Source organism: Nonomuraea sp. NPDC003560 (genome assembly GCF_042878785.1).
Taxonomy (GTDB): domain Bacteria; phylum Actinomycetota; class Actinomycetes; order Streptosporangiales; family Streptosporangiaceae; genus Nonomuraea.
On record NZ_JBIAOF010000004.1, the window covers coordinates 56930 to 82928 of the forward strand.

The window sequence follows — 25999 nt, forward strand, 5'->3', positions numbered from 1 at the left end:
CCGAAGAAGCCGCAAGTCATAGCCAGCAATCGGCAAAGGGGACGCATTACTCGGTGGCTATGAGGTCGATCACCGGCGTGTCGCCCGAGACGAGCTCCAGCGTGCGATGCGCGGTGCCCGGGTTCTCCAGCAGCGCCATGACGACGGCGGCCACGTCGTCGCGCGGCACCGAGCCGGGCGGCACCTGCGGGGCCAGCCGGACCAGGCCCGTGCCTGGCTCGTCGGTCAGGCGGCCGGGGCGCAGGATCGTCCAGGCCAGGCCGTCGCGGGCGCGCAGGTCGTCCTCGGCGGCGGTCTTGGCCTCGATGTAGGCGGCCCAGACCGCGTCGCTGCCCGGCGCGGGCGGGCGGCCGGCGCCCATGGAGGAGATCTGGATGAACCGCCGCACGCCCGCCCGCTCGGCGGCGTCGGCCATCAGGACGGACGCGGCCCGGTCGACGGTGTCCTTGCGGGCCGCGCCGCTGCCCGGGCCGGCGCCGGCCGCGAAGATCACGGCGTCGGCGCCGCGCAGGATCTCCGTCACCTCGTCGGCGGTGGCCTGCTCCAGGTCGCACAGCACGGCCTCGGCCCCGGTGGCCTCGACGTCGGCCACGTGCGCGGGGTTGCGCACCAGGCCGACCGCGCCGGACCTGAGCCGCTCGGCCAGCCGCAGCGCGATCTTGCCGTGGCCACCCGCGATGATGATCCGCATGCCCCCCATGGTGTCATGGACGTCATGAACGACTTCCCGCAGGCCCCCACGCCCGCGTTCCTGTTCGACCTGGACGGCACCCTGATCGACAGCGTCTACCAGCACGTCATCGCCTGGCGGCAGGCGCTGTCCGGGATGGGGATCGACCTGTCGGTGTGGCGCATCCACCGGCGCATCGGCATGAGCGGCGGCCTGTTCGTCAGCGCGCTGCTGCGCGAGACCGGGCTGAAGCTGACCCAGGAGCAGATCGACGAGTTGCAGGTCACCCACGCCGAGGCGTACGAGCAGCAGGTGGCGTCGGTCCGGCCGCTGCCGGGGGCGGCCGAGCTGCTCGGCGAGCTGACCGCGCGCGGCGTGCCGTGGGCCATCGCGACCAGCGGCTACGCCCGTACGGCCCGGCTCGCGCTGGGCATGCTCGGCCTGCCGGAGGACACCCCGATGGTCACCCGCGACCAGGTGCGGCGGGCCAAGCCGGACCCGGATCTGTTCCTGGCCGGTGCGGCGCTCGTCCAGGTGGACCCGCTGCATGCGATGGTGGTGGGCGACAGCGTCTGGGATCTGCTGGCCGCCCGCCGGGCGGGCGCGCTCGGCATCGGGCTGCTGTCCGGTGGATATGGCAGGGACGAGCTCGAACGCGCCGGGGCCTTCCGCGTGTACGCCGATCCGGCGGACATGCTCGCCAGGCTGGACGAGCTCGGCGTGCGCTCCCCGTCCTGAGCGAAGGGGGAATATCTCGCCGAACCTCCCAGCTTGATCGTGCGTATCCCCCACAGAGGAGCATTGAAGATGGACTTGGCAGACATCGGCGTCACCGGCCTGGCCACCATGGGGCGCAACCTGGCCAGGAACCTGGCCAGGCACGGGTACGCCGTCGCCGTGCACAACCGCACGACGGCCCGCACCCAGCAGCTGGTCAGGGAGTTCGGCGGGGAGGGCACGTTCGTGCCGGCCGAGGAGCTGGCCGCCTTCGTGGCGTCGCTGAAGCGGCCGCGCCGGGCGATCATCATGGTGAAGGCGGGTCCCGGCACCGACGCGGTGATCGACCAGCTCGCCGAGCTGATGGAGCCGGGCGACATGATCGTCGACGGTGGCAACGCGCATTTCCAGGACACCCGGCGGCGTGAGGCGGCGCTGCGCGAGCGCGGCATCCATTTCGTCGGCACCGGCATCTCCGGCGGTGAGGAGGGCGCGCTGCTCGGCCCGAGCATCATGCCGGGTGGCTCGAAGGAGTCGTGGGAGGCGCTGGGCCCGATCCTGCAGGACATCTCCGCCAAGGTGGACGGGGTGCCGTGCGCCGTGCACGTCGGCCCCGACGGCGCCGGGCACTTCGTGAAGATGGTGCACAACGGCATCGAGTACTCGGACATGCAGCTCATCGCCGAGTCCTACGACCTGCTGCGCCAGGCCCTGGGGGCGACGCCGGCCGAGCTGGCCGAGGTGTTCAGGGAGTGGAACCGGGGCGACCTGGACTCGTACCTGATCGAGATCACCGCCGAGGTGCTGGAGCAGGTCGACGCGGCCACGGGCAAGCCGTTCGTGGACGTCGTGGTGGACCAGGCCGAGCAGAAGGGCACCGGCCGCTGGACCGTGCAGAGCGCGCTCGACCTGGGCGTGCCGGTGACCGGCATCGCCGAGGCGGTCTTCGCCCGCGCGCTGTCGGGCCATCCGGAGCAGCGCGCCGCCGCCGCGTCGCTGGAGGGCCCGAAGCTGTCCGGCGTCGGCGGCCGCGAGCTGATCGAGGACGTGCGCCAGGCCCTGTACGCGTCCAAGATCGTCGCCTACGCGCAGGGCTTCGACCAGATCGCCGCCGCCTCCGAGGAGTACGGCTGGGACGTCGACCCGGGCGCCATGGCCACCATCTGGCGCGGCGGCTGCATCATCAGGGCCAAGTTCCTCGACCGCATCCGCGCCGCCTACGACGCCGACCGGCGGCTTCCGACGCTGCTGGCCGACCCGACCTTCGCCGCCGCGCTGAACGCCGCGCAGGACGCGTGGCGGCGCGTGGTGACCACGGCCGTGCGCATCGGCGTGCCGACGCCGGGCTTCTCCTCCGCGCTGGCCTACTACGACGGGCTGCGCCGCGACCGCCTGCCGGCCGCGCTGGTGCAGGGGCTGCGCGACTACTTCGGCGCGCACACCTACCACCGGGTGGACCGGGAGGGCGCCTTCCACACCGACTGGTCGGGCGACCGCGACGAGCACCCCGCCTGACCGTCACCCGCGGCTCGGCGGCCGGTCAGCGGCCGGTCAACGCGACCGGGTTGGCCACCGCCGTGACCACGCAGAACCCGATCGGGCCGGCCGTGTCGTGCAGGGTGACCTGGCCGGTCGCGACGCCGCCGGCGCTGAGGTGGCCGGTGGCCTCGACGCCGATCAGCTCGCCCTCGGGCAGCCGGGCGAGCGTCAGCGTGTAGTCGGCGTTGATGAAGCTGACGCCCGCCGAGCCGACGTTGGCCAGCGGGCTGGCGAAGTCGGCGGCCAGGGCGGCGCGGGTGAGCGGCGTCAGCGGCTCGTCGTCCACCAGCGGGTGGGTCTCGCGCAGCCACACCCGGTCGCGCCCGCCCTGCCCCCATTCGGTCAGCCGCCACAGGTCGAACGGCGGCTTCCAGCCCTGCCCCTCGGCCGGGTCGCCGGCGGGCGGCGGCTCGTCCCAGGCGGGCGTGTGCGGCAGCCGGCCGCCGGGCTGCTCGCCCTGCCGGAGCAGCACGGCCGAGGCCCGGCCGATCACGCCCTGTCCGGTGGAGAGCACGGCGTCGGCGACCCGGATCCGCCGTCCGTCCCTGACCAGGGTGGTCTCCACCGTGACCGGCAGCATGGGGCTGTTGCGGAACAGGTCGACGGTGAGCCTGGCGAAGTGCAGGCCGGGCTCGCCGTGCCGCTCCTCCAGGGCGCTCGCCGCCAGGCCGCCGAGCAGTCGGCCGTGGAGCATGTCGGGGGACCAGGGGCTGCGCGCGTGCGGGGCGGGCACGAACTCGCCCTCCTTGCGCGTGAAGAACGCTGACGTGGCCATCACCGAATCATATTCTGGAAGAGAGCAGCCGCCGTCCCAGGGCGTGCAGGCGTTCTTTCAGCTCGGCCGGTTCGAGCACCTCGAAGTCGAGGTCGAGGAAGGCCACGGCCACGGCCATCAGGTGCAGGTCGTCGCCGCGCATGGTGAGCACGCAGGTGGCCTCGTCCACCGGCTCGACCTCGCCGCCGACGCGGCCGGCCAGCCGTCCGGCCGGGGCGTGGATCAGGAAGCGGGCCTGGACCGGCCACATCTGGTGGCCGAGCCGGTGGCGCACCCACGCGGCGACGTCGGCCTCCGGCGGCTCGCGGGGGGCGAAGCGCGGGCCGTTGGGCGTGCGCACCTCGATCCGGTCGGCCCGGTACGTGCGCCAGTCGTGGCGGTCGACGTCCCAGCCGACCAGGTACCAGCGGCTGCCCTTGCTGACCAGGCTGTGCGGCTCGGCCCGCCGCAGCGTGACGGCGCCCTCGTGGTCGGTGTAGTCGAAGCGCAGCTGCTCGCGGTCGCGGCAGGCGGCGGTGATGCGGGTCAGCAGCTCGGGGTCGACCGTCGGGCCCTGCCCGCCGACGCGGACGGTGTGCGTCTGCAGGGCGTTGACGCGCTGCCGCAGGCGGGCGGGCAGCACCTGTTCGAGCTTGGCCAGGGCACGCAGCGAGGTCTCCTCGATGCCGGTCACCGTGCCGCCGGCGGCCGTGCGCAGGCCGACCGCGACCGCCACGGCCTCCTCGTCGTCGAGCAGCAACGGCGGCAGCTCCGCGCCGGGACCGAGCCGGTAACCGCCCGCCACCCCCGGCGTGGAGCCCACCGGGTAGCCGAGGCTGCGCAGCCGGTCGATGTCGCGGCGCAGCGTGCGCGGGGCCACGCCGAGCCGCTGCGACAGCTCCGCGCCGGGCCACTCGCGCCGGGTCTGCAGGAGGGAGAGCAGGCGCAGGAGCCGCGCCGAGGTGTCGAGCACGGGTCCATTGTGGCCCGATCCTGGCCGCAATGCTGCCTAGCGTGGGCGGCATGAACCGATTCGTCATCGACATCCCGCAGTCCGCGATCGACGACCTGCGGGCGCGGCTGGACCGCACGCGCTGGCCGGACGCCCTGGAGGGGGTCGGCTGGTCCTACGGCGTGCCGCCCGAGGCCGTGCGCGAGCTGGCCGCGTACTGGCTGGACGGCTACGACTGGCGGGCGCACGAGGCGCGGCTCAACGAGCTGCCGCAGTACACGACCGAGATCGACGGCCAGCGCGTGCACTTCGCCCACGTGCGCTCGCCGCGTCCCGGCGCGCTGCCGCTGCTGCTGACGCACGGCTGGCCGAGCACGTTCGCCGACTTCTCCCGCGTGGCCGAGGCGCTCAGCCGCGACTTCCACCTCGTCATCCCGTCCGTGCCCGGGTTCGCCTTCTCCGGCCCCACCACCGAGACCGGCTGGGGCGTGCGCCGGGTCGCCGCCGCCTGGATCGAGCTCATGGACCGCCTCGGCTACGACCGGTACGGCCTCCAGGGCGGCGACTTCGGCTCGCTCGTCTCGCCCGCCCTGGCCCGGATGGTCCCCGACCGGGTGGCGGGCGTGCACCTGAACGCGCTCACGGCGTTCGTCTCCGACGACCTGTCCGGGCTGACCGAGGCCGAGACCGAGCGCGCGCGGCGGATCGAGCGCTGGCACCGCGAGTTCTCGGGGTACGCCGCCACCCAGAGCACCAGGCCGCAGACCCTCGCCTACGCCCTGGCCGACTCGCCGGCCGGCCAGCTCGCCTGGCACCTGGACGCGTTCGCGAGCTGGGGTCAGGACGCCGGCGGGGTCGCCCCCGACGACGTCCTGACCAACGTCACCATCACCTGGCTGACCGGCACCGCCGGCTCCGCCGCGCGCCTGTACCGGGAGAGCGGCGGCGACTGGGCGCCGCCCGCCGAGCCCGGCACGACGCCGACGGCCGTGGCCGTCTTCCCAGGCGACAGCACGGTCCGCCGCTACGCCGAGCGCTCCCACAACGTGGTGCGCTGGTCGGAGCCGGCGCGCGGCGGCCACTACGCCGCCCTCCAGGCCCCCGACCTGCTGGCCGAGGACGTCAGCTCGTTCTTCGCCGAGCTCTAGCCGTTCTGCCGGGCACTACGTCCTTCGCCGGGCTCTAGCCGGGCATCACGCAGAACGGGTGGCCCTCGGGGTCGAGCAGCACCGTCCAGTCGTCGCCGCCCGGCTGGTGGCCGGGCAGGGTGGCGCCCAGGGCGACCAGCGCCCGCCTGGCCTCCTCGACGTCGGGGACGGTGAGGTCGAGGTGCACGTGCTTGCCGTCGTTGGGCCAGCCCGGGCCCTGGTAGCCGTCGATCCGCTGAAAGGCCAGCGGCACGGGGCCGCCGGTGACGGTGGCGTAGTCGGGGTCGGAGTCGCCGACCTGCCACCCGGTCGCCTTGGCATAGAAGCCCGCCAGGGCGACGGGGTCGGCGCAGTCGAAAACTATGGAGGAAATCACTGTCGTCATGCCCCCACCCTTGCCGGTGCCACCCCCCAAGGTCTTGAACATCCTTGCACCCACCCCGCCCGATGCCTTCGGCGCGTACCGTGGCCGAGGCCGTACCCCCTGGGACGCATGCGTCGCCGAAGGCCCCGAACCCTGGCGGGGAGATTGTCGGTGGTGGGGCGTAGCGTTCGGCGGGTGCGATCCTCCAAGCCGCTGGCCCGTGGGAAGGGCTTCACCCTCGACCTGGTGACCTGCGCCGACGACCACCGCGGCTGGTCGCGGCCCGAGGTGGGCCGGGCCCACCGCATGGTGCTGGTCCACCGCGGCGCGTTCCGCCGCATGGCCGACGGCCGCAAGGCCGCCGTCGACCCGACGATGGCCTACCTCGGCGCGCCCGGCGAGGAGGAACGCTTCGCCCACCCGGCGGGCGGCGACGTCTGCACCTCCATCTCCCTGTCCCCCGCCCTCTGGCGCACGCTCGCGGGCGACGCCACCAGCCTCGCCCGCTCCACGGTCTACGTCGACGCCCGCCTCGAGCTCGCGCACCGCCGCCTGCTGGCCACCGCCCGCGCGGGAGACCCCGACTTCGCCCTGGTCGAATCCCTGCTGTCGCTGACCGGCGCCACCCTCACCCAGCTGGCCGGCCCCGCCACCCCGGCCGCCGCGGACGGGGCGGCCGCGGCGCGCCGGCCCGCCCCCTCCCCCGCCCGCTCCACCGCGGCCATCGCCGACGCCGCCCGCGAGGCGATCTCGGCCGACCATCCGGCGGCCGCCGGGCTGTTGCCGCTGGCGGAGTTGCTTGCCGTCTCCCCCTACCGGCTCAGCCGGGCCTTCACCCGCGAACTGGGCGTCTCGCTGACCCACTACCGCAACCGGGTGCGCGTGAGCCGGGCGCTCGACCGGCTGGAGAGCGGCGAGACCGGCCTGGCCGCGCTCGCCGCCGACCTCGGGTTCGCCGACCAGGCCCACCTGACCCGTACGATCCGCCGCCACGTCGGCCACACCCCGACGGTCCTGCGCCGCCTGCTGGCCTCCCCCGCCCCCCTCCGGCGGGTGGATTTCGGGTCGCCGGCCGCCGTAAGCTCCCCCAATGCATGATGCAGGTGAGGACCCCCGGCCCGCCCGGGGCGTCGTACGCGAGGTCCACTCGCTCAACGGTCCCGTCACTCTGGCCTACTCCCCCGACCTCGACGGCCTGGCCGATCCTGGGGAGATCGTGTGGGCGTGGGTGCCGTACGAGGAGGATCCGTCGCGGGGCAAGGACCGGCCGCTGCTGGTCGTGGGCCGTACCGGGCGCAGGCTGCTCGGCATGATGTTGTCGAGCAAGGGCGACGACGGCTCCGACTGGCTGGAGATCGGCGCGTGGGGCCGCGACGGGCGGGTGTCGTACCTGCGGCTCGACCGGGTCTTCGTGCTGGACGAGGGCGACATCCGCCGCGAGGGCGCGGTGCTCGACGGCGACCGGTTCGCCCGGGTGGCCTCCGTCCTCATGCAGACGCACGGGTGGGGCGTGGGCTGACCCGCGCACGGCCCGGTCCTCCGCGCACCGGTCCGCTCCCGCAGGGGTGGGCAGTCCTGTAGCCCCCGGGGATGGGCGTGAGGGAGTATCCGGATGGTAAGCGCACGATCCGGTCATCGTCCGAGATCGCCCGCGCCTGCGATCATGGGTGCATGCGTGTTGTGGTGATCGGCAGCGGGATCGTCGGGGCGAGCGCGGCCTACTACCTGAGCGGCCGCGGCGTGGCCGTGACCGTGGTGGACCGCGGCTCCCAGGGCCAGGCGACCCAGGCGGGCGCGGGCATCGTGTGCCCCTGGGTGGACCATCCGGAGGACGACTCCTGGTACCGGCTGACCAGCGAGGGCGCCCGCCACTACCCGAGGCTGGTCGAGGCCCTGGGCGAGGACATCGGCTACGCCAAGGTCGGTGCCCTGCTCGTGGCCGAGGACCCGGTCGATCTCGAACCGGTGCGGGCCCTGCTGCGCCGCCGCTACGCCGACGCGCCCGAGATGGGCGAGGTCACCGACGTGCTGACGCCGTCCGACCTGTTCCCGCCGTTGTCCGACGACCTCAGCGCGCTCCTCGTGCCGGGCGCCGCCCGGGTGGACGGCAGCGCCGTACGCGACGCGCTGCTGCGCGCCGCCGTCGCCCGGGGCGCCGAGGTGCTGCACGGCAGCGCCGTCCTCACCTCCGACGGGCAGGTGCGCCTGCACGCCGCCGACGAGGACATCCCGGCGGGGAACGGGCCGCAGTGGGCCCAGCCGGGGCCGGGAGCCGGCGCGGTGAGCGGCCGGACCACCTCCTGGCGCCAGGCCGCTCCGCTCGCGCCGGACCACCCGCCGTCCGCCACCGGCGACCTGACCGAGAGCCCTCTTGAGGCGTCCGACGAAGGACCGGTCGGCGCAGCGGGCGACGCGCCCTTCGGCGGCCCTCCGGACGGCTCCCCCGGAGGTCCCGCCCCGGCCTCCGAGCCCGTGCCGCCCGTGGTGGAGCCGATCGTCCCCGTGCCGCCGGCCGAACCCGTCGCCCCCTCCGCGGCCGGACGCGTGCCCGCCGGCGAGGGCGTCCCGCTGGAGGCGGACGTCGTGATCGTGGCGGCCGGGGCGTGGACGGGCGAGGTGTGCCGTCCGCTCGGGGTGGAGCTGCCGGTGTTCCCCCGGCGCGGGCAGATCCTGCACGCCACCCTAGACGGCGTGGACACCGCGTTCTGGCCCATCGTGCTGCCCAGGAGCGGGCCGTACCTGCTGGGGTTCCCCGGCTCGCGGGTGGTGATCGGCGCGACCGTGGAGGACGTCGGGTTCGCGCCCCGGGTCACGATGGGCGGGCTCGAAGAGGTGATCGCAGCGGGGTTGCGGGTGGCGCCCGGCCTGTTCGGGGCGACGGTGTCCGAGACGAGGGTCGGCCTGCGGCCGGTCAACGCCCCCGGCCCCGCGCTCATCGGGCGGCTCACGCCGCGGGTGGTCGTGGCGACGGGGCTGAGCGCGTACGGGCTGACGGCGGGCCCGTTCACCGGCGAACTCGTCGCCAAGCTGGCCCTCGACGAACAACCCCCCATCGACCTCACCCCCTACGCCCCCCGCACCGTCTGACCCACCCGCAGGCCCGGCGGAACCGCGCCCCGGCGCGGAGCCCCGCGCCGACCAGGCCGGCCCGTGGACGCCCGGCGAATGTCCCCGCGCTGGAGGAACGGCGTCCATCGGGCGCCAGACACCGATGACGCCGCCCCCGGACGGCAGGCTGAACCAGGACGTGAGCAGGGCGTGCCGCGTCCGGACGGCGGGGGTTGGTGGCAGGTCGGCGTAAAAGGCCATGCGTATCGATGCGGAGGGAGGCTGTCCGCGGGCCCGGACAGGAATTGCCCACTCCGCCGATCGTGGTCATCGGCCACGATCAGGCACCTGACAGTTGTGAAGCCACGCCCACATAGCCGTACGATCCCCCGATCAAGGACCGCGATGTCGATACACGAGAGTCTGGCAATCCTCCACCGCGCCGCCGAATCCGGAACGGTCATCATCACGGCGTCGGAGCCCGCCTCCGCCGAAGCCGTCCGCAACCGCGAGACTGGACTGAAGCCCCATTTCGGAACCGTCGACTGGACGGCTCCGCCCAGCTACCGGGCTTTCCTCGCCGAGCACAACACCTTTGCCTGCAAGCGCCGGGACGTCTCGTCCAACGAGTACATCGAGTTCGTCGTCGTCGGTGACGACGCCATCGTCGAGCTGAACTCCGATCTCGTGCACATGCCCGAGGGTGTGGACCGCGGCGACGGCCGGTGGCTGTCCACCAACCACCTGGTCGGCTTCGCCCTCGCGGACGCGGACAACGAGGCGGTCTGGTGCTTCGACGTCACCCGGCCGGACGCGGACGGCGAATACCCGGTCTACCACCACCACTACGACGACCAGGAGGGGCGCGCACGCTACGTCGAGGACGGGAGCTGGGAGGAGCTGGCCGACTCCATCCCGGACTTCCCCACGTTCGCCGCCTGGCTGGACGCGATGACCACCGCGTTCACCGCGCCGGAGCCACCGAGCTGGTTCGCGGAGCTGGGCTCTCCGGGCTTCCACCCGGGGCCGTAGGAGGCCGTACGGGCAGGGCGCGGTCATGGCCGGCGATTCGCGCCGCTCGCAGCAGCGGGCGATCCGGTGGCAGGCGTGGGCGCGTCCGACGTGCCGGGTAACGCCGGCCGCCTCTCCACCTCCGGGAGCCTTGGTGAAGGAGCCGTCCACGGCGATCTCGTCGAGGCACGGATCGTGGTGGCCGAGCAGCTGGTGTCGGCGATCGCCTCGTAGGAACAGCCGAGGCGCGGCAGTCGCGCGCCGGTCCGCGCGACCCCTTGGTCAGACCCCGGCATGATCCGGGCGGCACTGCGCGGATATGGTGGATTTCTCCCCACCGTGATCTCGTGGGGAGGCCGCGTTGCCGCTGTTCGCGCTGCTGATCGTCCTGCTGCTGGCCGCCGGATGCGCCTCCGCCCCGGAACGCACGGAAGCGCCCGAGCGCCCCGCAGAACGAGCCCTTCCCGCCGTCCCCCGTCCGCCGCGCCCCTCGATCCCCGCGCCGATCCCGCTGCCCGCCGCACACGTCAAGGTCCCGTACGCCGCCTCGGGCTCGTACGCCGTGGTGCCCGGCGGCGCGCCCGCCCGAGACGGGGAGGGCGAGGTGGTGCGGTACCTGGTGGAGGTCGAACGCGGCCTGCCGATCGACGGGCCCGTGTTCGCGGCCGCCGTGCACCGCACCCTCAACGACCCGCGCGGATGGGCCCGCTTCCAGCGCGTCGACCACGGCCCGGTACGGGTGCGGGTGGCGCTGTCCAGCCCGGGGCTGACCGTCCGCCAGTGCCTGCCGTTGCGCACCGGCGGCACGTTGTCGTGCTGGAACGGGACGCGCTCGGTCATCAACGCGCTCCGCTGGGCCGACGGCGTCCCGCAGTACGAGGGCGACCTGGCCGCTTACCGCGACTACCTCATCAGCCACGAGGTCGGCCACAGCCTGGGACACGGCCACCGCGCCTGCCCCGGCCCCGGTCTGCCGACTCCGGTGATGGTCCAGCAGTCGAAGTCGCTGGGCCGCTGCCGTCCGAACCCGTGGCCCCACCCGGAACGCCGCCCGGACGAGCGCCGCGACGCCCTGGTTCGCAACCCCTGACGGATGGCCGGCCCCCGGAAGCCGCGAACCTCCTACTCGGAAGGGCTCGCGGAGGCGGGAGGAGGGCCCGCGGGGGCGGGCGCGGCAGGAGGGCTCGGGGCGGCAAGCGGAGTGGAGGGAAGTCCGGCGCCTGGGCCGACGCCGCGCAGCAAGGTGTCCACCAGCCGCGCCGCCAGCGCCTCCGGCTCGCCGTCGCGGCTCTGCGCCGCCTCGTGGATCAGCGCGTAGTACACCCGGCGGGCCCACTCCGGCTCCACGTCCTCCCGCAGCACCCCGGCCGCCCGCGCCTGCTGGAACAGCCGGTCGCACCTGGCCTCGACCTCGGAGTGCACCCGGGCCACCTCGGCCCCCGCCGACGGCCCGCGGCTCATCGCGAACCCCCAGTCGATCTTCACCCGCAGCACGTTCGCCGTCACCTGGTAGAGCGCGACCAGCGGCGGCGCCTGCTCGGGACGGGCGGCGTCCACGGCGGCGGCGAACTGCCGGGTGGCCCACTCGGCCATCGCCTCCACCAGCGACTCCCTGGAGGCGAAGCGCCGGTGGACGGTCGTGCGCGCCACCCCGGCCGCCTCGGCGATCTGCTCCATGCTGGCCGCCGGATTCCTGCTGAGCACCCGTTCGGCCGCCTCCAGGATCGTCCGGACGGTCCGCTCAGCGTCGGACCGCAGGGCCCGTGTCGTCCCACTCACACCTCAGAGGGTACAGGACGGTACCCCTTCGATTCGAAGTTGCGTCATCACTGTTGCAGCTTCTAGAGTGATCGCATCACCGCTGATGCAAGAAGGGCGATTCACATGGACATGCGACTCACCGGCAAGACCGCCGTCGTCACCGGGGCGAGCAGAGGGCTGGGGCTGGCGATCGTCAAGGCGCTGACGGCTGAGGGCATGCGGGTCGTGGCCGCGGCCCGCACGATCTCCCCCGAGCTGGAGCGCACCGGCGCGATCACCGTCACGGCCGACCTGTCCACCGCGGCGGGCCCGGCCGAGCTGGTCGAACGCGCGCTGGCCGAGCTTGACGAGATCGACCTCCTGGTCAACAACGTGGGCGGCGGCGACGGCGGCCAGGGGCAGCTCAACGGCTTCCTCGGCTTCGACGACGACGCCTGGCGCCAGTCGTACGACCTGAACTTCCTCAGCGCCGTGCGGGCCACCAGGGCTGCGATGCCGAGCCTGTTGCGGCGGGGCGGCACTGTGATCAACATCTCGTCCAACGGCGCCCGCGTGCCGCACATGGGGCCGGTCGTGTACACCACCGCCAAGGCCGCGCTGACGGCGTTCGGCAAGGCTCTGGCCGAGGAGTTCGGCCCGCGTGGCGTGCGGGTCGCCACCATCTCCCCCGGCGCCTCGCGCACCTCGATGTGGGAGGCCCCCGACGGGTACGGCGCCGCCCTGGCGGCCTCGCTCGGGATGGAGCACGAGCAGTTGCTCGCGGGGCTGCCGTCGGTCACCGGAATGACGACCGGTAGGTTCGTCGAACCGGAAGAAGTCGCCTCCTTGGTGACGTACCTGGCCTCGCCGCACGCCGGGAGCGTGAACGGCGCCGACTACGTCATCGACGGCGGAGCGATCAAGACGGTATGAACTATCGCGATATATCGTAGAACGGGAACACCGGGGAATCCCGTCCGGTTGGGCGGGATGGACATCATCTCCAGGGGAGTGTGGGCAATGGCAGGAATGCGGACCGCACGGCGGATCCTCGCGGGCGGCGCGCTCGCCGCCGCGGCCGGGTGGGCGTTGCGCGGGATACCGGCCGAGCTGGGCGTGCGGCCTTTGACGTCGGGGCCGGACCGGGTGAGCAGGATGCGGCGCTCGCCGCAGTTCAGGGGCGACACGTTCGTCAACCCCATGTCCGAGCCGACCGCCCTGATGACCACGCCCCCGGTGGGCCTGCTGGCCGAGCTGGCCAGGAACAAGGAGCAGCGGCATCCCGCCGGTCCCATCCCGCTGCGCCTGCCGCCGTCCGGCCCGCCGCCGGCCGACGGCCTGCGCGCGGTCTGGTACGGCCATGCCTCCACGCTGGTGGAGATCGAGGGCAGGCGGGTGCTGTTCGACCCGGTGTGGAGCAACCGGGTGTCGCCGTCCCAGCTCGTCGGCCCCAAGCGGCACCACCCGCTGCCGGTGGACATCGGCGACCTGCCGCAGGTCGACGCGATCGCGATCTCGCACGACCACTACGACCACCTCGACATGGCCACCGTGCGCTCGCTCACGCGCACCCAGAAGGCGCCGTTCCTGGTCCCGCTGGGCATCGGGGCGCACCTGGAGCGGTGGGGCGTGCCGCTGTACCGGATCATCGAGCTCGACTGGGACGAGGAGGCCGAGGTGGCGGGCCTGCGCTTCGTCGCCACCGCCGCCCGGCACTTCTCGGGGCGCGCCTTCACCAGGAACGACACCCTGTGGGGTTCGTGGGTGGTGGCCGGGCCGAGCAAGCGGGTGTTCTACGCCGGCGACTCGGGATACTTCCAGGGCTACCGGGGCATCGGGGCCGCGCACGGGCCGTTCGACCTGACGCTGATGCCGATCGGCGCCTACAGCCCGGCCTGGCCCGACATCCACATGAACCCGGAGGAGGCCGTCAACGCCCACCTCGACCTCGGCGGCAAGCTGCTGCTGCCGGTCCACTGGGCGACGTTCACGCTGGCGCTGCACCCGTGGGCCGAACCGGTGGACCGCCTGTGGCGGGAGGCGAAGGCACGCGACGTCGAGATCGTGGTGCCCCGCCCGGGCGAGGGCGTCGACGTCACCGCCGTCCCGTCCGTGGACGGCTGGTGGGAGACCCTGGGATAGCCGTCCCGCCCGTGGACAACTGGCAGGAGGCCCCTGGGATAGCCGTCCCATCCCTGGACGGCTGGTGGGAGACCTTGGGACAGCCGTCCCGTCCGGGGGACGCCGACTGTAGGAGGCCGTACGGCCCCCTACAGTCGTGGGGTGAGCAACATGGAACGTGACCCCCGCGAACTCCGCTGCGCCGCCGACGGCGGCGACCGGAGCGAGGTGCTGACCGGACGCGAGGTGCCGCTGGGCGGCCCGCGCGCGATGCGGGTGAGCAGGACGCTGCCCGGCGTGCACCGGCGGATGATCGGCGCCTGGTGCTTCGTCGACGCCTACGGCCCCGAGCCGGCGCTGATGCGCGTCCCGCCCCACCCCCACACCGGCCTGCAGACGGTGACGTGGCTGCTCGCGGGCGAGGTGCTCCACCGCGACAGCGTCGGCAGCCTGAGCCGGGTGCGTCCCGGCCGGCTCAACCTGATGACGGCCGGGCGCGGCATCTCCCACTCGGAGGAGTCGCCCGGCACGACGCTGCACGGCGTGCAGCTCTGGGTGGCCCTGCCGGAGGCCCACCGGCGCACGGCCCCCGCCTTCGAGCACCACGCCACCCTGCCCGTGTTGTCCGGCCCCGGCTTCGACGCCACCGTGATCATGGGCACGCTCGGCGGCGTGACCTCGCCCGCGACCACCTACACCCCGCTGGTGGGCGCCGAGGTGACGGTCGACGGCACGGGCGAGGTGCCGCTCGACCCCGCCTTCGAGCACGGGCTGCTGCTGCTCGACGGCGAGGTCGAGCAGGCCGTGCCGGGGGCGCTGCGCTACCTGCCGCCGGGTCCCGGCACGTTGCGGCTGTCGGGCCGCGGGCGGGTGCTGCTGATCGGCGGCGAGCCGTTCGGCGAGGAGATCGTCATGTGGTGGAACTTCGTGGGGCGCTCCCACGAGGAGATCGCCGCCTTCCGGAAGGAGTGGGCGGAGGGCGAGGGCTTCGGCGCGGTCGAGGGCTTCGACGGCGAGCCGCTGCCCGCCCCGGCGTTGCCCTCCATCCGCCTGAAGCCGCGCGGACGGGTACGTCCCGAGACGCGCTAGTAGACCGAGATGTGCGGATGGTCGAAGTGGTTGGCCGTCGTGCCGCCGCGGTTGGACATCGTCCGCCAGGTGCCCGTCCTGGCGTGCCAGATGCGCTGGCGGTAGATGATGTACATGATCCCCAAGCGCCGGGAGTTCTTGATGGCCCAGTCCGCGATCTCGTAGCCGCGCTTGACCTCGGCCGCCGACGGCATCGCGCCGCCGTGGCTGAGCATGAAGTCGCAGGCGCGGCCGAGCGGGTGCTCGCCGCCGTCCTGGATCGTCCGGTAGCAGCCGATCCCGAACGGCACCGTGAACCGTTCCTTGATCAGCGTCTTGACCAGGCGCATGCGGGGCGTGATGTTCTCGGAGCCGTCCGGGAGCTGCGGCACCCACGTGCCGTCCGGGCGGCGCACACCCGGGGCCGTGTAGAGCCTGTCGATCCGGTCCCTGATCTTCTCGATCAGCTTCTCGGCCTTCTTCCTGCGCCCCTCCAGGTCGGCCACCGCGGTGCCGAGCTCCTCGGCGCGGGCGGCGGCCTCCTGCTCGGCCTTGCGGCGCTCGTCCCTGACCTTGGCGTAGCCGCGCAGCCGGGCGTCCTGGACGTCGATGAGGTGGCGGCTCAGGGCCAGGCGGCTCAGCAGCGCGTCCGGGTTCTGGCTGCCGGTGAACAGGGCGATCTGGTTGGGTTCGCCGCCGATGTACTGGGCCACGGCCAGCGTCCTGAGCTGGAGGGCCTCCCGGTCGTAGACCTCCTGGGCGGCGGCCAGCCGCTCGCGCGCGCTCTTCTCGGTCTTCTCGGCCTGCTGCTGGGCGCGGCGGCTGTTGTAGTACTCCTCGATGAGCCGGTCCGACTCCTTGCTCAGCGCGGCCAGCTCCTTCTTGAGCTGCTTCACCGAGGGTTTGGGGGCCGCGCGCCCGGCTGAGGCGTTGCCCGCCGTCAGCGTCAGCCCGACGAGTACGGCGACCACGGCCCGCGCCACGTGGCCCACGGCGGAGGAGGCGACCGCCACTGTCCTCCTTAGCCTGAGCCGCAGGGCAGGTTCCGGTCAGGAGCTAATCAGAGTCCGGGACGCCCTCTTTCCGACGCTGATAGTAGGGGATCAAGCATCATTCCCCGCAACTCATGACTTTTCCTGACTACGTGATCTTCGTGCGCGTCTGACCGCGATGCGGCCTCCGAGCAGGGCCGATCCCGGCACCACGAGCATGCCGAGCAGGCTGGAGCCCAACCCGACGTCGAGGTCGGCGTCCAGCAACCCGCCTCCGCCCCCGCCGAGCAGCGAGCCGCCGAGCGACAACCCGACCGAGACGGACAGAAGCGGTTCGTGGCTCTTGGCGGGCGGCTTCGCGGAGGGCTCCGGGGCGGGGGCGCTCGTGGCGGGTGGCTTGGGAACCGGCCCGCCGGTGGCGGACTGCCGGGTGGACGTCGGCGACGACCGCGTGGGCGGCCCCGAAGGCGGCCCCGAAGCCGGCTCCGAAGGCGCCCCGGACTTCGGCGGCTCGGACTTCGGTGGTCCCGACTCCGACGGCCCGCTGGTCGGCCTCGGCGGCCGGCTGTTCGGGGCCCTCGTGGCGGGCGGCGCGGACGACACGGGCCCCGCGGTCGGCACGCCGGGCACAGTCGGCATGGCCGGCGCAGTCGGCTGCCCGCTGGCCCCGGCCGTGGCCGTCACAGGCGGCGAGACCGTCCCTGACCCGCTCGGCACGGGCAGCTCCGGATCCGGCGAGACGGGCGGCGTCACGAACGAGCTCTCCGCGGACTCCGGCGGCATCGCGATGCCGCTGTCCGGCGAGGGCGAGCCGCTCCAGATCACGAACGTCGAGGCCACCGCCGCCGCCGTCGCCAGCACCAGTCCGCCGGTCACCCCCAGCTTGGCCGGTGGCCCCAGCGAACTGCGCACCACGCTGGTGCCCGTCGCGACGCCGTGCTCCGCACCGCTCCTCCCGATGATCCCTTCGCCGAGGCCCTCGCCCATCCCCCCGCCGGTCCCGGCCGACGGCAGCAGCGCGGCGAACGGCATCGCCAGCACGGCCAGACCCGACCGCCCGCGCAGCTCCCATCCCGCGCCGTACGTCCCGCGCGCCACCTCCTCCAGCTCGGCCAGGAACGCCTCGGCCGAGGCGGGCCGGTGAGCGGGGTCCTTGGCCAGGCCGTGTTCGACGAGCCCGCGCAGGCGTCCGTCCACGTGCTCCAGCGGGGGCGGCATGTGCTGGTGCTGGAAGGCCAGGGCGGCCAGGTTCGCGGCGGTGAACGGGCGGCGGCCGGTGAGGCATTCGTAGAACACCAGGGCGGCGGCGTACACGTCGCAGGCCGGGCCGGCCGGAGCGTCCTCCCACTGCTCGGGGGACATGTAGGCGGGGGTGCCGGCCAGGGCGCCGGTCTCGCCGAACCGGGCCGCGACGCCGAAGTCGACCAGCTTGCTGTCGCCGTCCGGGGTGACGATGACGTTCTCGGGCTTGAAGTCGCGGTGGGCCACCCCGCGCCGGTGCGCCTCGGCGAGGCCGAGCAGGGCCCCCTTCAGCAGGGTGAGCGCGGCCTCCACGCCGGTGCCGCCCTCGGCGGCGATCAGGCGGCGCAGCGTGACGCCGTCGACCAGCTCCATCACGATCGCGGACGTGCCCCCGGCCTCGACGTAGTCCAGCAGGCGGGCGGTGTGGGGGCTGTCGATCTCGCCGATCACCCCGGCCTCGGCGCGGAACCGGGCGGCGAACTCGCCGTCCGCACGCAGGGCCTCGGACAGGTGCTTGATCGCGACCGGTAAGCCGTCGGAGTCGCGGACGGCGAGCACGACGCGGCCGGTTCCTCCGTGACCGAGTTCCCGGATCTCCGTGTAACCGGGAACAGCCATGTCGGGCCCTCCTGACCGGATAAAGATCCTTATGTCAGGACGCTAGCCGAAGGTAACACGCCGTGTCGAGCCCCTTCGCAAGAGTAACCGACCCCCTGTCGCAATCGGTATTTTTCCTACTTCCTATAGTAGGTCCGTGGCTCTCACCGATCATCTGCGCGAATGGCTCGGGGCCTGGCCGCCCACGGGAAACCTCGACGTCACGGGCTCGCCGCTGCGTACGCTGCCCGCCTGGGACGGCCGCGTGCACCCGGCCGTCGGCGTCGGCACCCCGGAGGGGGCGATGTTGTCGGTGCCGCCCGAGCACGTCGCCCGGGTGCGCGCCGCGCGGACGCTCCGGGAGATCCCCGAGCTGATCGGATATGGGGATCGCGGCTGGTTCGACGCCGTCTTCCGGTGGACCACCGAACCCACGCCCCTGCCCGACGCCGGCGAGTGGGTCCCGGCGACGGACGACGCCGTCCCCGGATGGCTGCGCGTGTTCGGCGGCGAGGTGCTGGTGGCCGTGGACCCCGAGACCGGCCAGCACCTGGCCGGGGTGGGCGTCAAGCGGCACGACCGGTTCGGCCGGGAGCTGTCGGTGGTGACCGCGCCAGAGGCCCGCGGGCGCGGCCTGGCCAGACGGCTGGTGGCGCAGGCGGCGCGGCGGGTGCTGGACGAGGGGGCGGTGCCGACGTACATGCACGCGGTCAGCAACACCGCCTCGGCCGCCGTCGCCAAGGCGGCGGGCTTCCCCGACCTCGGCTGGACGGCCTTCGGCGTCGCCGAGAACTGACCCCTGCGCCAAGCCGCGCACGAAGTAAGGGCAAAGCCACCCAAGGCCAGGCGGCCCGAAGCACCGGACACGAGATCAAGCCCTGGCACGCGGCCAGGCGGCCGGGACCACCGGGCGCGGAGCCAGGCGGCCCGAAGCGTCGGACACGAAGTCGGGCCGCGGGAAGGGCCGATCGTGGGTCGGGCCGTGGGAAGGGCCAGGCGGCCCGAGGCGCCAGACACGAGGTCAGGCTGCGGGTTGGGCACTGGCGCACGGTCAGGCTGCGGGTTGGGCCTGGCGCGTGGTCAGGCGGCGGGGATGGCCGGGCGTGGGGTCAGGAGGGTGCGGAGGTTGCGGGCGGCGGTGCGGCCCGCGCGGTTGGCGCCGACCGTGCTGGCCGAGGGCCCGTAGCCGACGAGTTGCAGCCGCGGCTCCCGGACGACCCGCGTCCCGTCCACCTTGATGCCACCGCCCGGCTCCCGCAGGCGCAGCGGCGCGAGGTGGTCGAGCGCCGACCGGAAGCCGGTGGCCCACACGACGACGTCCGCCGCGGTCCGCCGCCCGTCCGCCCACTCCACGCCGTACGGGGTGAGGCGGCGGAACATCGGCAGCCGTTCCAGCGCCCCCTTCGCCATCGCCTCCCGCACGACGACGCTGTAGCCGAGCCCGGTGACGCTGACCACGCTCTGCGGCGGCAACCCGTCCCGCACCCGCGCCTCCACCAGGGCGACGGCCTCGCGCCGGGCGTCCTCGCCGAAGTCGTCGCCCCTGAAGACGGGCGGACGCCGGGTGACCCAGACGGTGCCGGCGGCGACCCCGGCCACCTCCGACAACACGTGCATCGCCGAGGCCCCACCCCCGACCACGACCACCCGCCGACCGGCGAACGCCGCCGGCCCGCGATAGCCCGCGTAGTGCAGCTGCTCGCCCAGGAAGTCGCCGGCTCCCGGGTAGTACGGCCAGTACGGACGCGTCCAGGTGCCGGTCGCGTTGACCACGGCCTTGGCCGCCCACTCCCCCGCGTCCGCCGCCACGACCAGCCGCCCGTCCTCCCCCTCCCGGACGGCCGTCACCTTGACCGGCCGCAGGACCTCCAGCCCCACGCGCCGCTCGTAGTCGCCGTAGTACTCCGGGACGACCTCCGCCGCGGGCCGGTCACCGGCCGCCGCCACCCCGTCCGGCACGCCGGGCAGGTCGAAGATGCCGTGCACCTTGTCCATGGTCAGCGACGGCGACCGGTGCCGCCACGCGCCCCCGGGCCCTGCGGCCGCGTCGAGCACGATCGTCCCGATGCCGAACCGCCGCAGGAAGTACGCGCTGGACAGCCCCGCCTGCCCGGCCCCGATCACCACAACCTCGGTCGTCTCCACGGTCGAGTGCAACCCCGCACACCCGCCCGCTCTTCCCACCCTGCCATTCCTGCGGCGACACCCGGCCCGTCCCGCAACGGCGCCGAGCCATTCGTGCGGCGACACCTGCCCGGTCCCGCAGCGGCGCCGGCCCGTTCCTGCACACGCCCGGCCCGTTCCTGCGGCGGCCCCCGGTCGGTCCGGTGGCGGCGCCCGAGCGGATCAGGCAGCGGCGCCCGGCCGGATCAGGCGGGGGGCGGCTCTGTCAGCGCCGTGGCGAACAGGGCGCGGTGGCGCAGGACGTGCTCGCGGTCGGCGCCGTACAACACGTCGTCGCCGCGGGCGATGTGCGCGGCGAAGGCCCGGTCCCCCGCCGCCGCGCGGTCGCGCATGTGCCGTACGAGGTGCGCCAGCCGGTCGGCGACGGTGACGGGCAGCGCCGGACGGTCACCTTCCGCCAGGCCATAGGCGTCGGCGAACAGCCGCAGCCTGCGTGCCTGCTCCCCCACCGGATCGGCCCCGTCGTGGCGCGGATCGCTCAGCGGGACGAACCGGTAGGCGGCGTAGGCGACGTCCCACACACGCGGCCCCGGGTGGGCGGTGTCGAAGTCGATCAAAGCCACCGGCCGCCCGTCGCGGAACACGCAGTTGTACGGCGCGACGTCCCCATGGCAGATGACCTCGGCGGGTTCGCGCGGCGGGAAGTACCAGGCGGCCCCGGCGGCGGGCCGGAAACCCTCGGTGGCGTCGTGGTAGCGGCGCAGCAGCCGGGCGACGTCGCCGAGGGCCTGGTCGGAGCGGGCGTGGTCGGGCAACGGATGACCGGGCACCTCGCCGGGGACGAAGTCGAGCACCTCCCGGCCCTGGACGTCGATCCCGTGCCCGGCAGGCGCGCCCGTGAAGCCGCGGGCGGCCAGGTGGCCGAGCAGGGCGTGCACGGCCGGCGTCCACGGGCCGGTCGGGCGGCGCACGGTGGCGCCGACCCGCACCACCTCGTTGACACCGCCCCCGGTCAGCAGCTCCTCAGCACACCCGCCCCCGCTGAGCAGCCCTTCGTCAGGGCCACCACCGGTCACCCGCTCCCAACCACCGCCGCCACCGGCGAGCACCCCCTCGTCAGGGCCGCCACCGGTCAGCAGTTCCCGGTCACCGCCGCCGGTCAGCGACTCGCCGTCACAACAACCGGTCAGCAGTCCCTCGTCACGCTCGGACACGTCCGCCATCCTCGCACCCCGGCGCGCAGCGGCCACCGCCGTCGAGCCGCCCGGACCCCGCCGGGAGGCGTCAGCGGGCCCTGAAAGCGACCGCGGTCGTGGAGGCGATCGCCGTCACCAGGACCACCATGACCAGGACCGTGCCGAGCGGGTTCTTGCGCCGCGGCGGCGCCTGGAACTGCTTGACCCGCTTGTGCATCGCGACCGCCGGGGTGGGCTTGGGCGTCGGTGTGACCTCCTGGACGGGCACCCGCACCGGAGGCGCCACGCGCACCGGCCGGGGCTTGGGGTGGTGCACCGGCCTCGGCGTGTGCGGCGGAGTGGATGGCGGCGTGGGACGCGGTGTCGGCCGCGGCGACGAGCGAGGCGGCGGAGGCGGCGGCGGGGACGGGCGGACGTGACAGTCACCCACCTCGACGCTGCCGCTCGGCCCGTACACGCACACCGAGCCGGGGCCGATCGACACGCGCGGCACAGGGGCGCCGGTCCGTGGCGCCCGCCCGCCGGGCCGCGTCGACACCGACGCCCGGGGCTCCGGATCGTCCCGGATCTGCGCACCCGGAACCGACACCCGCGGCTCCGGATCGTCCCAGATCTGGGCGCCCGGGACCGACACCACCGGCCCGGTGCGGCCGTCGCGCCCCCGCCCGCCGTGGATCGTGATCCCCGGGCTCGGGAGCTGCGACGGACGCACGCGCACGGTGCCGGGCGCCGGGGATTGCAGGTCGGCCGCCGCCGGGCCGGCCGCGCTCGCGGCGAGCAGAGCGGCGGCCAGCAGCAGCGGCGCACGCCTGACGCCCACGGTCACATTCCCCCGGCGATGCGGGAGAACTCCTGCAGGGCGCCCTGGAACGCCTGCGGCCCGACCGCCAGCGGCCCGGCGAAGGCGTGGGAGATGTCCCAGGTCAGATAGGTGCCGAAGCCGAGCATCGCGGCCATTGCGAGCAGCGGCAGGACCGCCAGGCCGCGTGGCCGCGCGCCGGCCAGGTAGGGGAAGACGACGACCAGGAGGCCGGTGAGCACGGTCAGGAGCAGCAGCCCCTGGGGCGGGGTGGCGGCGGCGTCCATCGAGCGCTGGGAACGCGCGGCGGCGATCGCGGCGACGCGTTCGAGCACGGCGTCGCGGGCGTCCTTGTCGTCGTCGGTCTTGGCGTCGACGGCGCTCACGCGGCTGCGCATGGCGTCGAGCCGGGCGGCGCCGACCGGGTCCATCCGGCCCTCGGCCATCAGCGGCCACTCGTCTCTGACCACGAAGGTGACGTAGTCGCGCAGCGCGGTGCGGACCGTCTGCTGAGCGGTGCCGGGCAGGTCGGCCGCGGCCCAGTAGGCGTCGATCGCGGCCTGGCTCTCGGCCTGGGCGTTCTGGCGGGCGGCGTCGGCGGTGGTCCACGGCACGATGATCGCGATCGCGAACACCAGCAGGAACAGGGCCGACAACATCGCCCCGGAGTGACCGGCCGAGACCCCGTCGGGCTCGGCGTCCTCGCTGCCCTTCTTCGTGAGCCGGAACACCAGCGCGGTGAGCGCCACCACGCCCACGGCCGCCACGATCGAGAGCGTGTACGCCAGCATGAAGATCTCCCAAATCTTCTCGAATACACAGTGTTACATGACTATCACACTATGCAACGCTGGTGTCAGCTACCGGCAAGTAAAGTCGCGGCAAGCGTGTCGGCCGCCGAGGGAGCGGCGCGAGCGGCACCGGGCAGGCACCGAAGACGTCGAGAACCTGCTCGCGCAGGGGTCCGGGGCGGCACCGCCGCTGGACGGATCGTTGATCATGACCGGGTGTTCTGACCAAACGTCCAGCCGGTCGGTGATGATCCAGAAAAATGGTGACTATGGACGGCGTGAATCTCAACGGCCGTAAATTCGTGATGGTGAGCTCGACGGCGAGCGCGGTGGACCCCGACAGCCCGACGGAGTTCCTGTACTGGGAGGCCGACGGCGTGGTGTGGGGCAGCTACACGGGCGACACCGTGACCCACGGCCGCTTCGTCGGGACGCGCGACGGCGCAGACGTCTCCATCTCCTACGCCCATGCGCTCAAGGCGGGCGGCAAGGCGGGCGGACAGAGCAGCAGCCGCGTCGAGCAGGGCGAGGACGGGCTGCTGCGTCTGGTCGAGGAGTTCCGGTTCGACGGCGACGACACGCTGCACGTCAGCGTGTGCGCCGAGGTCCCGGCCTCCTGACCGACCCTCCGACGGGAAACCGGAAAGCCGGTGGGCCGGTGGGCCGGTGGGCAGATCGGCCGGGAGCGGGCAACGCACCGGCCCCCGGCGGCCCGGCCACCCGGCCGCTCTCGGCCCAGGGGGCGACGCCGAGCCCTCCTCACGGAGAGCGGCGCCCGACCGTCCTTGCGCAGAGCGGCGGCTAGCCGTCCTTGCGGAGGGCGGCGCGTCCCTCGGCCGCGCCGACGAAGCGCATCATGCCGAGCGGCACGTCCCCTTGCGTCTCCTGGGGTGTCCGCCGCGCGGGACGGGAGGCGTCCCGGTCGGACGGCAGCACGTACGGCCGCCTGAGCACTTCGTCCAGGATGAACACGGTTTCGGTGGCCTTGACCGCCGGGATGTTGGCCAGGCGGTCGGTCACCATGGCGTGCACGGCGGCCACGTCGGACACCCGTACCTGGATCATGGCGTCGTGCTGGCCGGTGGTGATCGCGCAGTACTCGACCTCGGGCATCCGGGCCAGTTCGGCCCTGAACTGCTTCCACATCTGCTGGCGCACGGTCACGAAGATCAGCGCGGTGATGCCGAGCCCGGCGCGCACGTGGTCGATCTCCGCGGTGAAGCGCTTGATCGCGCCGTCGGCGCGCAGCGCCTCGAAGCGCGTGTAGGCGTTCGCGCGGGAGATGCCCACCCGTTCGGCCAACGCGGCGACCGAGATCCTGCCGTTCTCGCGCAGGACCTCAAGGATCTTCATATGGACGTCGTCCAGTTCGAGACCGATGCCGATCCGTCCAGGCTGACCGCCGCCGCTGGCACCATTTCTGGAAATATCACTCATCATTACACCTCGACCATTTATATCCGTCTCGCGGACCGCACATGACCTGGACGTTCTGCCGGACAATCCTCGACATCCTTCTCCCGAACGTCCAATTTGGAGGACCCCATGGCGACCCGCTCGCAGACGGCGGCAGTGCTGCTCGCCGGTGCGCTCGCCCTCGCCGCCTGCGGAAGCGGCGGCACCTCGCAGACCCCGGCGGCCTCCGGTGGCGGTGGGAAGACGCTCGTCATCGACACGTCGTTCGACCTCAAGACGGCCGACCCCGGCCGCACCTACGAGCCGACCGGGCTCATCGTCGGCAAGGCCGTCTACGAGACGCTGCTGACCTTCGACGGTTCCGACGTGACCAAGCCGGTCCCGGCGCTGGCCGAGTCCTACGAGCTGAGCGAGGACGGCAAGACGCTGACGCTCAAGCTCAAGAAGGGCCCCACCTTCGCCGACGGCTCGCCGATCACCGCCGACGACGTGGTGTTCTCGCTCAACCGCGTGCGTGACATGAAGGGCACCCCGTCGTTCCTGCTGGACGGCGTCGAGGTGGCCAAGACCGACGACTCGACGATCACGCTGACGTCGAAGGCGCCGAACCCGGCGCTGCCCTACATCCTGCCGAACCCGGCGCTGGGCATCCTCAACAGCAAGGTCGCCAAGGAGCACGGCGCGACGGCCGACGCCCAGGACAAGGCCGAGCAGTACCTGAACGCCTCCTCGGCGGGGTCAGGGCCGTACACGATCGAGTCGTTCAACGTGAGCAGCCAGGTCACGCTCAAGGCGAACCCGAAGTACTACGGCACCAAGCCGGCCTACGACAAGGTCGTCATCCGCAACGTCGAGGCCGCCACGCAGAAGCTCAACGTGCAGCGCGGCGACAGCCAGGTGGCGCTGAACCTGTCCGGTGACCAGGTCACCAACATGCCCTCCACCCTGCAGGTGAAGAAGACCGCCTCGGCGAACGTCATCTTCCTGCTGGCCAACCAGGACTCGGGCGTCAGCAAGACCACGCCGAACGCCAAGTTCGTCGAGGCCGTGCGCAAGGGCGTCGACTACGCGGGCCTGCTGGAGCTGGCCGGCGAGGGCTCGACGCAGGCGCCGGGCGTGATCCCGTCGCAGCTGCTCGGCGCGCTGCCGCCGGAGCAGGCTCCCAAGCGGGACGTCGAGGGCGCCAAGGCGGCCCTGGCGGCCAGCGGCGTGTCGAACCCGACCGTCAAGCTGGAGTTCCCGAGCGAGCTGACCGTCAACGGCCTGTCGTTCCAGCCGCTGGCCGAGCGCATCCAGGCCAACCTCAAGGAGGTCGGCATCACGGTGGACCTCCAGCCCGCGCCGGTGACGACCGCGCTGGACAACTACCGCAACGGCAAGGAGGAGATGGGCCTGTGGTACTGGGGCCCGGACTACCCGGACCCGAGCGACTACCTGGCCTTCGCCCCCGGCAAGACCGTGGGCCTGCGGGCCGGCTGGAAGGAAGGCGCGGCCAAGGAGATCGAGTCGGCCGCTGACAAGGCCGCGACCGCGATCGGCGACGAGGCCCGCAAGACGGCCTACGCCGACCTGCAGACCAAGCTCAACACCTCCGGCCCGTTCGTGCCGCTGATCCAGCCGAGCCAGAACATCGTGTCGGCCGCGTCCGTGACGGGCCTGGAGTACCACCCGGTCTGGACCGTGGACGTCGCCGACCTCGGCGCGAAGTAA

At 73.4% G+C, this 25999-nt stretch carries 27 protein-coding genes and 1 pseudogene; 15 read left to right on the forward strand and 13 right to left on the reverse strand.

All coding sequences use genetic code 11. From position 1 onward, the window contains the following. Positions 1 to 46: 46 nt before the first annotated feature. On the reverse strand, positions 47 to 691 hold the full coding sequence (locus tag ACFYUV_RS16535; protein WP_387669350.1) for an SDR family oxidoreductase: 645 nt from the start codon (positions 689 to 691) through the stop codon (positions 47 to 49). 24 nt (positions 692 to 715) lie between these two features. Between ACFYUV_RS16535 and ACFYUV_RS16540 the strand changes: the two genes are divergently transcribed. Then, on the forward strand, positions 716 to 1408 hold the full coding sequence (locus ACFYUV_RS16540; protein WP_387670361.1) for an HAD family hydrolase: 693 nt from the start codon (positions 716 to 718) through the stop codon (positions 1406 to 1408). A 69-nt stretch (positions 1409 to 1477) separates the two neighbouring features. Then, positions 1478 to 2902, forward strand: a complete 1425-nt coding sequence (gene gndA, locus ACFYUV_RS16545) for an NADP-dependent phosphogluconate dehydrogenase (protein WP_387669352.1) — start codon at positions 1478 to 1480, stop codon at positions 2900 to 2902. Positions 2903 to 2927: 25 nt separating this feature from the next. Here gndA and ACFYUV_RS16550 read toward each other — a convergent pair whose 3' ends face one another. Further along, positions 2928 to 3701: a thioesterase family protein gene (locus ACFYUV_RS16550; RefSeq protein ID WP_387669353.1), complete on the reverse strand. Its 774-nt coding sequence runs from the start codon at positions 3699 to 3701 to the stop codon at positions 2928 to 2930. 7 nt (positions 3702 to 3708) lie between these two features. After that, a complete protein-coding gene (locus ACFYUV_RS16555; protein WP_387669355.1) occupies positions 3709 to 4653 on the reverse strand; it encodes a helix-turn-helix transcriptional regulator in 945 nt (314 codons plus the stop codon). 50 nt (positions 4654 to 4703) lie between these two features. Here ACFYUV_RS16555 and ACFYUV_RS16560 point away from each other — a divergent pair, with 50 nt between their 5' ends. Next, positions 4704 to 5780 carry an epoxide hydrolase family protein gene (locus ACFYUV_RS16560; protein WP_387669357.1) on the forward strand — a complete coding sequence of 359 codons (1077 nt, stop codon included), beginning with the start codon at positions 4704 to 4706 and terminating at the stop codon, positions 5778 to 5780. A gap of 34 nt (positions 5781 to 5814) precedes the next feature. On the opposite strand, the gene ACFYUV_RS16565 is transcribed toward ACFYUV_RS16560, so the two are convergent. Continuing rightward, a complete protein-coding gene (locus ACFYUV_RS16565; protein ID WP_364337466.1) occupies positions 5815 to 6165 on the reverse strand; it encodes a VOC family protein in 351 nt (116 codons plus the stop codon). A gap of 174 nt (positions 6166 to 6339) precedes the next feature. On the opposite strand from ACFYUV_RS16565, the gene ACFYUV_RS16570 reads away from it, so the two are divergent. The 4 genes from ACFYUV_RS16570 to ACFYUV_RS16585 all read left to right on the forward strand — a co-directional run bounded on the left by ACFYUV_RS16570 (position 6340) and on the right by ACFYUV_RS16585 (position 10224). Continuing rightward, positions 6340 to 7242 carry a helix-turn-helix domain-containing protein gene (locus ACFYUV_RS16570; protein WP_387669359.1) on the forward strand — a complete coding sequence of 301 codons (903 nt, stop codon included), beginning with the start codon at positions 6340 to 6342 and terminating at the stop codon, positions 7240 to 7242. Beyond that, positions 7235 to 7663, forward strand: coding sequence for a type II toxin-antitoxin system PemK/MazF family toxin (locus ACFYUV_RS16575; protein ID WP_387669360.1), 429 nt, complete (start codon positions 7235 to 7237; stop codon positions 7661 to 7663). The genes ACFYUV_RS16570 and ACFYUV_RS16575 overlap by 8 nt, the downstream gene beginning before the upstream one ends. Positions 7664 to 7815: 152 nt before the next feature. Further along, positions 7816 to 9231 carry an NAD(P)/FAD-dependent oxidoreductase gene (locus tag ACFYUV_RS16580; protein ID WP_387669362.1) on the forward strand — a complete coding sequence of 472 codons (1416 nt, stop codon included), beginning with the start codon at positions 7816 to 7818 and terminating at the stop codon, positions 9229 to 9231. 366 nt (positions 9232 to 9597) lie between these two features. Then, positions 9598 to 10224, forward strand: a complete 627-nt coding sequence (locus ACFYUV_RS16585; protein WP_387670380.1) for a hypothetical protein — start codon at positions 9598 to 9600, stop codon at positions 10222 to 10224. A gap of 102 nt (positions 10225 to 10326) precedes the next feature. Here the strand turns inward: ACFYUV_RS16585 and ACFYUV_RS16590 are convergent. Next, positions 10327 to 10460: pseudogene (locus ACFYUV_RS16590) on the reverse strand (IS5/IS1182 family transposase); the annotation flags it as partial. A 104-nt stretch (positions 10461 to 10564) separates the two neighbouring features. On the opposite strand from ACFYUV_RS16590, the gene ACFYUV_RS16595 reads away from it, so the two are divergent. Further along, a complete protein-coding gene (locus ACFYUV_RS16595; RefSeq protein ID WP_387669364.1) occupies positions 10565 to 11293 on the forward strand; it encodes a DUF3152 domain-containing protein in 729 nt (242 codons plus the stop codon). Between the two features lie 32 nt (positions 11294 to 11325). On the opposite strand, the gene ACFYUV_RS16600 is transcribed toward ACFYUV_RS16595, so the two are convergent. After that, positions 11326 to 11982, reverse strand: a complete 657-nt coding sequence (locus tag ACFYUV_RS16600) for a TetR/AcrR family transcriptional regulator (RefSeq protein WP_387669366.1) — start codon at positions 11980 to 11982, stop codon at positions 11326 to 11328. A gap of 105 nt (positions 11983 to 12087) precedes the next feature. Between ACFYUV_RS16600 and ACFYUV_RS16605 the strand changes: the two genes are divergently transcribed. The 3 genes from ACFYUV_RS16605 to ACFYUV_RS16615 all read left to right on the forward strand — a co-directional run bounded on the left by ACFYUV_RS16605 (position 12088) and on the right by ACFYUV_RS16615 (position 15153). Continuing rightward, positions 12088 to 12876: an SDR family NAD(P)-dependent oxidoreductase gene (locus ACFYUV_RS16605; protein WP_387669368.1), complete on the forward strand. Its 789-nt coding sequence runs from the start codon at positions 12088 to 12090 to the stop codon at positions 12874 to 12876. Positions 12877 to 12963: 87 nt separating this feature from the next. Further along, complete coding sequence (locus ACFYUV_RS16610; protein ID WP_358286371.1) at positions 12964 to 14085, forward strand: MBL fold metallo-hydrolase; 1122 nt, start codon at positions 12964 to 12966, stop codon at positions 14083 to 14085. A gap of 141 nt (positions 14086 to 14226) precedes the next feature. Then, the gene (locus ACFYUV_RS16615; protein WP_387669369.1) at positions 14227 to 15153 is read left to right on the forward strand and encodes a pirin family protein; all 927 of its coding nucleotides are present in this window, start codon (positions 14227 to 14229) and stop codon (positions 15151 to 15153) included. Here ACFYUV_RS16615 and ACFYUV_RS16620 read toward each other — a convergent pair. Together ACFYUV_RS16620 and ACFYUV_RS16625 are read right to left on the reverse strand one after the other, a co-directional pair. Further along, positions 15150 to 16145 carry a coiled-coil domain-containing protein gene (locus tag ACFYUV_RS16620; protein ID WP_387669371.1) on the reverse strand — a complete coding sequence of 332 codons (996 nt, stop codon included), beginning with the start codon at positions 16143 to 16145 and terminating at the stop codon, positions 15150 to 15152. The two genes, ACFYUV_RS16615 and ACFYUV_RS16620, sit on opposite strands and share 4 nt — an antisense overlap. Before the next feature lie 111 nt (positions 16146 to 16256). After that, positions 16257 to 17984: a protein kinase gene (locus ACFYUV_RS16625; protein ID WP_387669372.1), complete on the reverse strand. Its 1728-nt coding sequence runs from the start codon at positions 17982 to 17984 to the stop codon at positions 16257 to 16259. A 136-nt stretch (positions 17985 to 18120) separates the two neighbouring features. On the opposite strand from ACFYUV_RS16625, the gene ACFYUV_RS16630 reads away from it, so the two are divergent. Then, a complete protein-coding gene (locus ACFYUV_RS16630; protein WP_387669374.1) occupies positions 18121 to 18759 on the forward strand; it encodes a GNAT family N-acetyltransferase in 639 nt (212 codons plus the stop codon). Between the two features lie 284 nt (positions 18760 to 19043). Here ACFYUV_RS16630 and ACFYUV_RS16635 read toward each other — a convergent pair whose 3' ends face one another. The 4 genes from ACFYUV_RS16635 to ACFYUV_RS16650 all read right to left on the reverse strand — a co-directional run bounded on the left by ACFYUV_RS16635 (position 19044) and on the right by ACFYUV_RS16650 (position 22873). Next, entirely contained in the window at positions 19044 to 20108 is a 1065-nt protein-coding gene (locus tag ACFYUV_RS16635) for an NAD(P)-binding domain-containing protein (RefSeq protein WP_387669376.1), read from the reverse strand. A gap of 224 nt (positions 20109 to 20332) precedes the next feature. Next, positions 20333 to 21301 carry a phosphotransferase enzyme family protein gene (locus ACFYUV_RS16640; RefSeq protein WP_387669377.1) on the reverse strand — a complete coding sequence of 323 codons (969 nt, stop codon included), beginning with the start codon at positions 21299 to 21301 and terminating at the stop codon, positions 20333 to 20335. A 70-nt stretch (positions 21302 to 21371) separates the two neighbouring features. After that, positions 21372 to 22103, reverse strand: a complete 732-nt coding sequence (locus ACFYUV_RS16645) for a hypothetical protein (protein ID WP_387669378.1) — start codon at positions 22101 to 22103, stop codon at positions 21372 to 21374. Between the two features lie 2 nt (positions 22104 to 22105). Further along, positions 22106 to 22873, reverse strand: a complete 768-nt coding sequence (locus tag ACFYUV_RS16650) for a hypothetical protein (protein WP_387669379.1) — start codon at positions 22871 to 22873, stop codon at positions 22106 to 22108. Between the two features lie 269 nt (positions 22874 to 23142). On the opposite strand from ACFYUV_RS16650, the gene ACFYUV_RS16655 reads away from it, so the two are divergent. Further along, a complete protein-coding gene (locus tag ACFYUV_RS16655) occupies positions 23143 to 23493 on the forward strand; it encodes a hypothetical protein (protein WP_358286353.1) in 351 nt (116 codons plus the stop codon). A gap of 181 nt (positions 23494 to 23674) precedes the next feature. Here ACFYUV_RS16655 and ACFYUV_RS16660 read toward each other — a convergent pair whose 3' ends face one another. Next, positions 23675 to 24226 (reverse strand): Lrp/AsnC family transcriptional regulator, encoded by a 552-nt coding sequence (locus tag ACFYUV_RS16660; RefSeq protein ID WP_352351036.1) that lies wholly within the window; start codon positions 24224 to 24226, stop codon positions 23675 to 23677. Here ACFYUV_RS16660 and ACFYUV_RS16665 point away from each other — a divergent pair, their 5' ends adjacent. Both ACFYUV_RS16665 and ACFYUV_RS16670 read left to right on the forward strand, forming a co-directional pair. Continuing rightward, positions 24227 to 24355 (forward strand): hypothetical protein, encoded by a 129-nt coding sequence (locus ACFYUV_RS16665; protein WP_352351038.1) that lies wholly within the window; start codon positions 24227 to 24229, stop codon positions 24353 to 24355. A 63-nt stretch (positions 24356 to 24418) separates the two neighbouring features. Continuing rightward, positions 24419 to 25999: an ABC transporter substrate-binding protein gene (locus tag ACFYUV_RS16670; protein ID WP_387669381.1), complete on the forward strand. Its 1581-nt coding sequence runs from the start codon at positions 24419 to 24421 to the stop codon at positions 25997 to 25999.

Bases quoted from the DNA above. Each gene is read 5' to 3' on its own strand.
- ACFYUV_RS16535 (WP_387669350.1), bottom strand. From the start codon at position 691: ATGCGGATCATCATCGCGGGTGGCCACGGCAAGATCGCGCTGCGGCTG.
- ACFYUV_RS16540 (WP_387670361.1), top strand. From the start codon at position 716: ATGAACGACTTCCCGCAGGCCCCCACGCCCGCGTTCCTGTTCGACCTG.
- gndA (WP_387669352.1), top strand. From the start codon at position 1,478: ATGGACTTGGCAGACATCGGCGTCACCGGCCTGGCCACCATGGGGCGC.
- ACFYUV_RS16550 (WP_387669353.1), bottom strand. From the start codon at position 3,701: ATGGCCACGTCAGCGTTCTTCACGCGCAAGGAGGGCGAGTTCGTGCCC.
- ACFYUV_RS16560 (WP_387669357.1), top strand. From the start codon at position 4,704: ATGAACCGATTCGTCATCGACATCCCGCAGTCCGCGATCGACGACCTG.
- ACFYUV_RS16565 (WP_364337466.1), bottom strand. From the start codon at position 6,165: ATGACGACAGTGATTTCCTCCATAGTTTTCGACTGCGCCGACCCCGTC.
- ACFYUV_RS16575 (WP_387669360.1), top strand. From the start codon at position 7,235: ATGCATGATGCAGGTGAGGACCCCCGGCCCGCCCGGGGCGTCGTACGC.
- ACFYUV_RS16580 (WP_387669362.1), top strand. From the start codon at position 7,816: ATGCGTGTTGTGGTGATCGGCAGCGGGATCGTCGGGGCGAGCGCGGCC.
- ACFYUV_RS16585 (WP_387670380.1), top strand. From the start codon at position 9,598: ATGTCGATACACGAGAGTCTGGCAATCCTCCACCGCGCCGCCGAATCC.
- ACFYUV_RS16605 (WP_387669368.1), top strand. From the start codon at position 12,088: ATGGACATGCGACTCACCGGCAAGACCGCCGTCGTCACCGGGGCGAGC.
- ACFYUV_RS16610 (WP_358286371.1), top strand. From the start codon at position 12,964: ATGGCAGGAATGCGGACCGCACGGCGGATCCTCGCGGGCGGCGCGCTC.
- ACFYUV_RS16625 (WP_387669372.1), bottom strand. From the start codon at position 17,984: ATGGCTGTTCCCGGTTACACGGAGATCCGGGAACTCGGTCACGGAGGA.
- ACFYUV_RS16650 (WP_387669379.1), bottom strand. From the start codon at position 22,873: ATGCTGGCGTACACGCTCTCGATCGTGGCGGCCGTGGGCGTGGTGGCG.
- ACFYUV_RS16655 (WP_358286353.1), top strand. From the start codon at position 23,143: ATGGACGGCGTGAATCTCAACGGCCGTAAATTCGTGATGGTGAGCTCG.
- ACFYUV_RS16660 (WP_352351036.1), bottom strand. From the start codon at position 24,226: ATGAAGATCCTTGAGGTCCTGCGCGAGAACGGCAGGATCTCGGTCGCC.
- ACFYUV_RS16665 (WP_352351038.1), top strand. From the start codon at position 24,227: ATGGACGTCGTCCAGTTCGAGACCGATGCCGATCCGTCCAGGCTGACC.
- ACFYUV_RS16670 (WP_387669381.1), top strand. From the start codon at position 24,419: ATGGCGACCCGCTCGCAGACGGCGGCAGTGCTGCTCGCCGGTGCGCTC.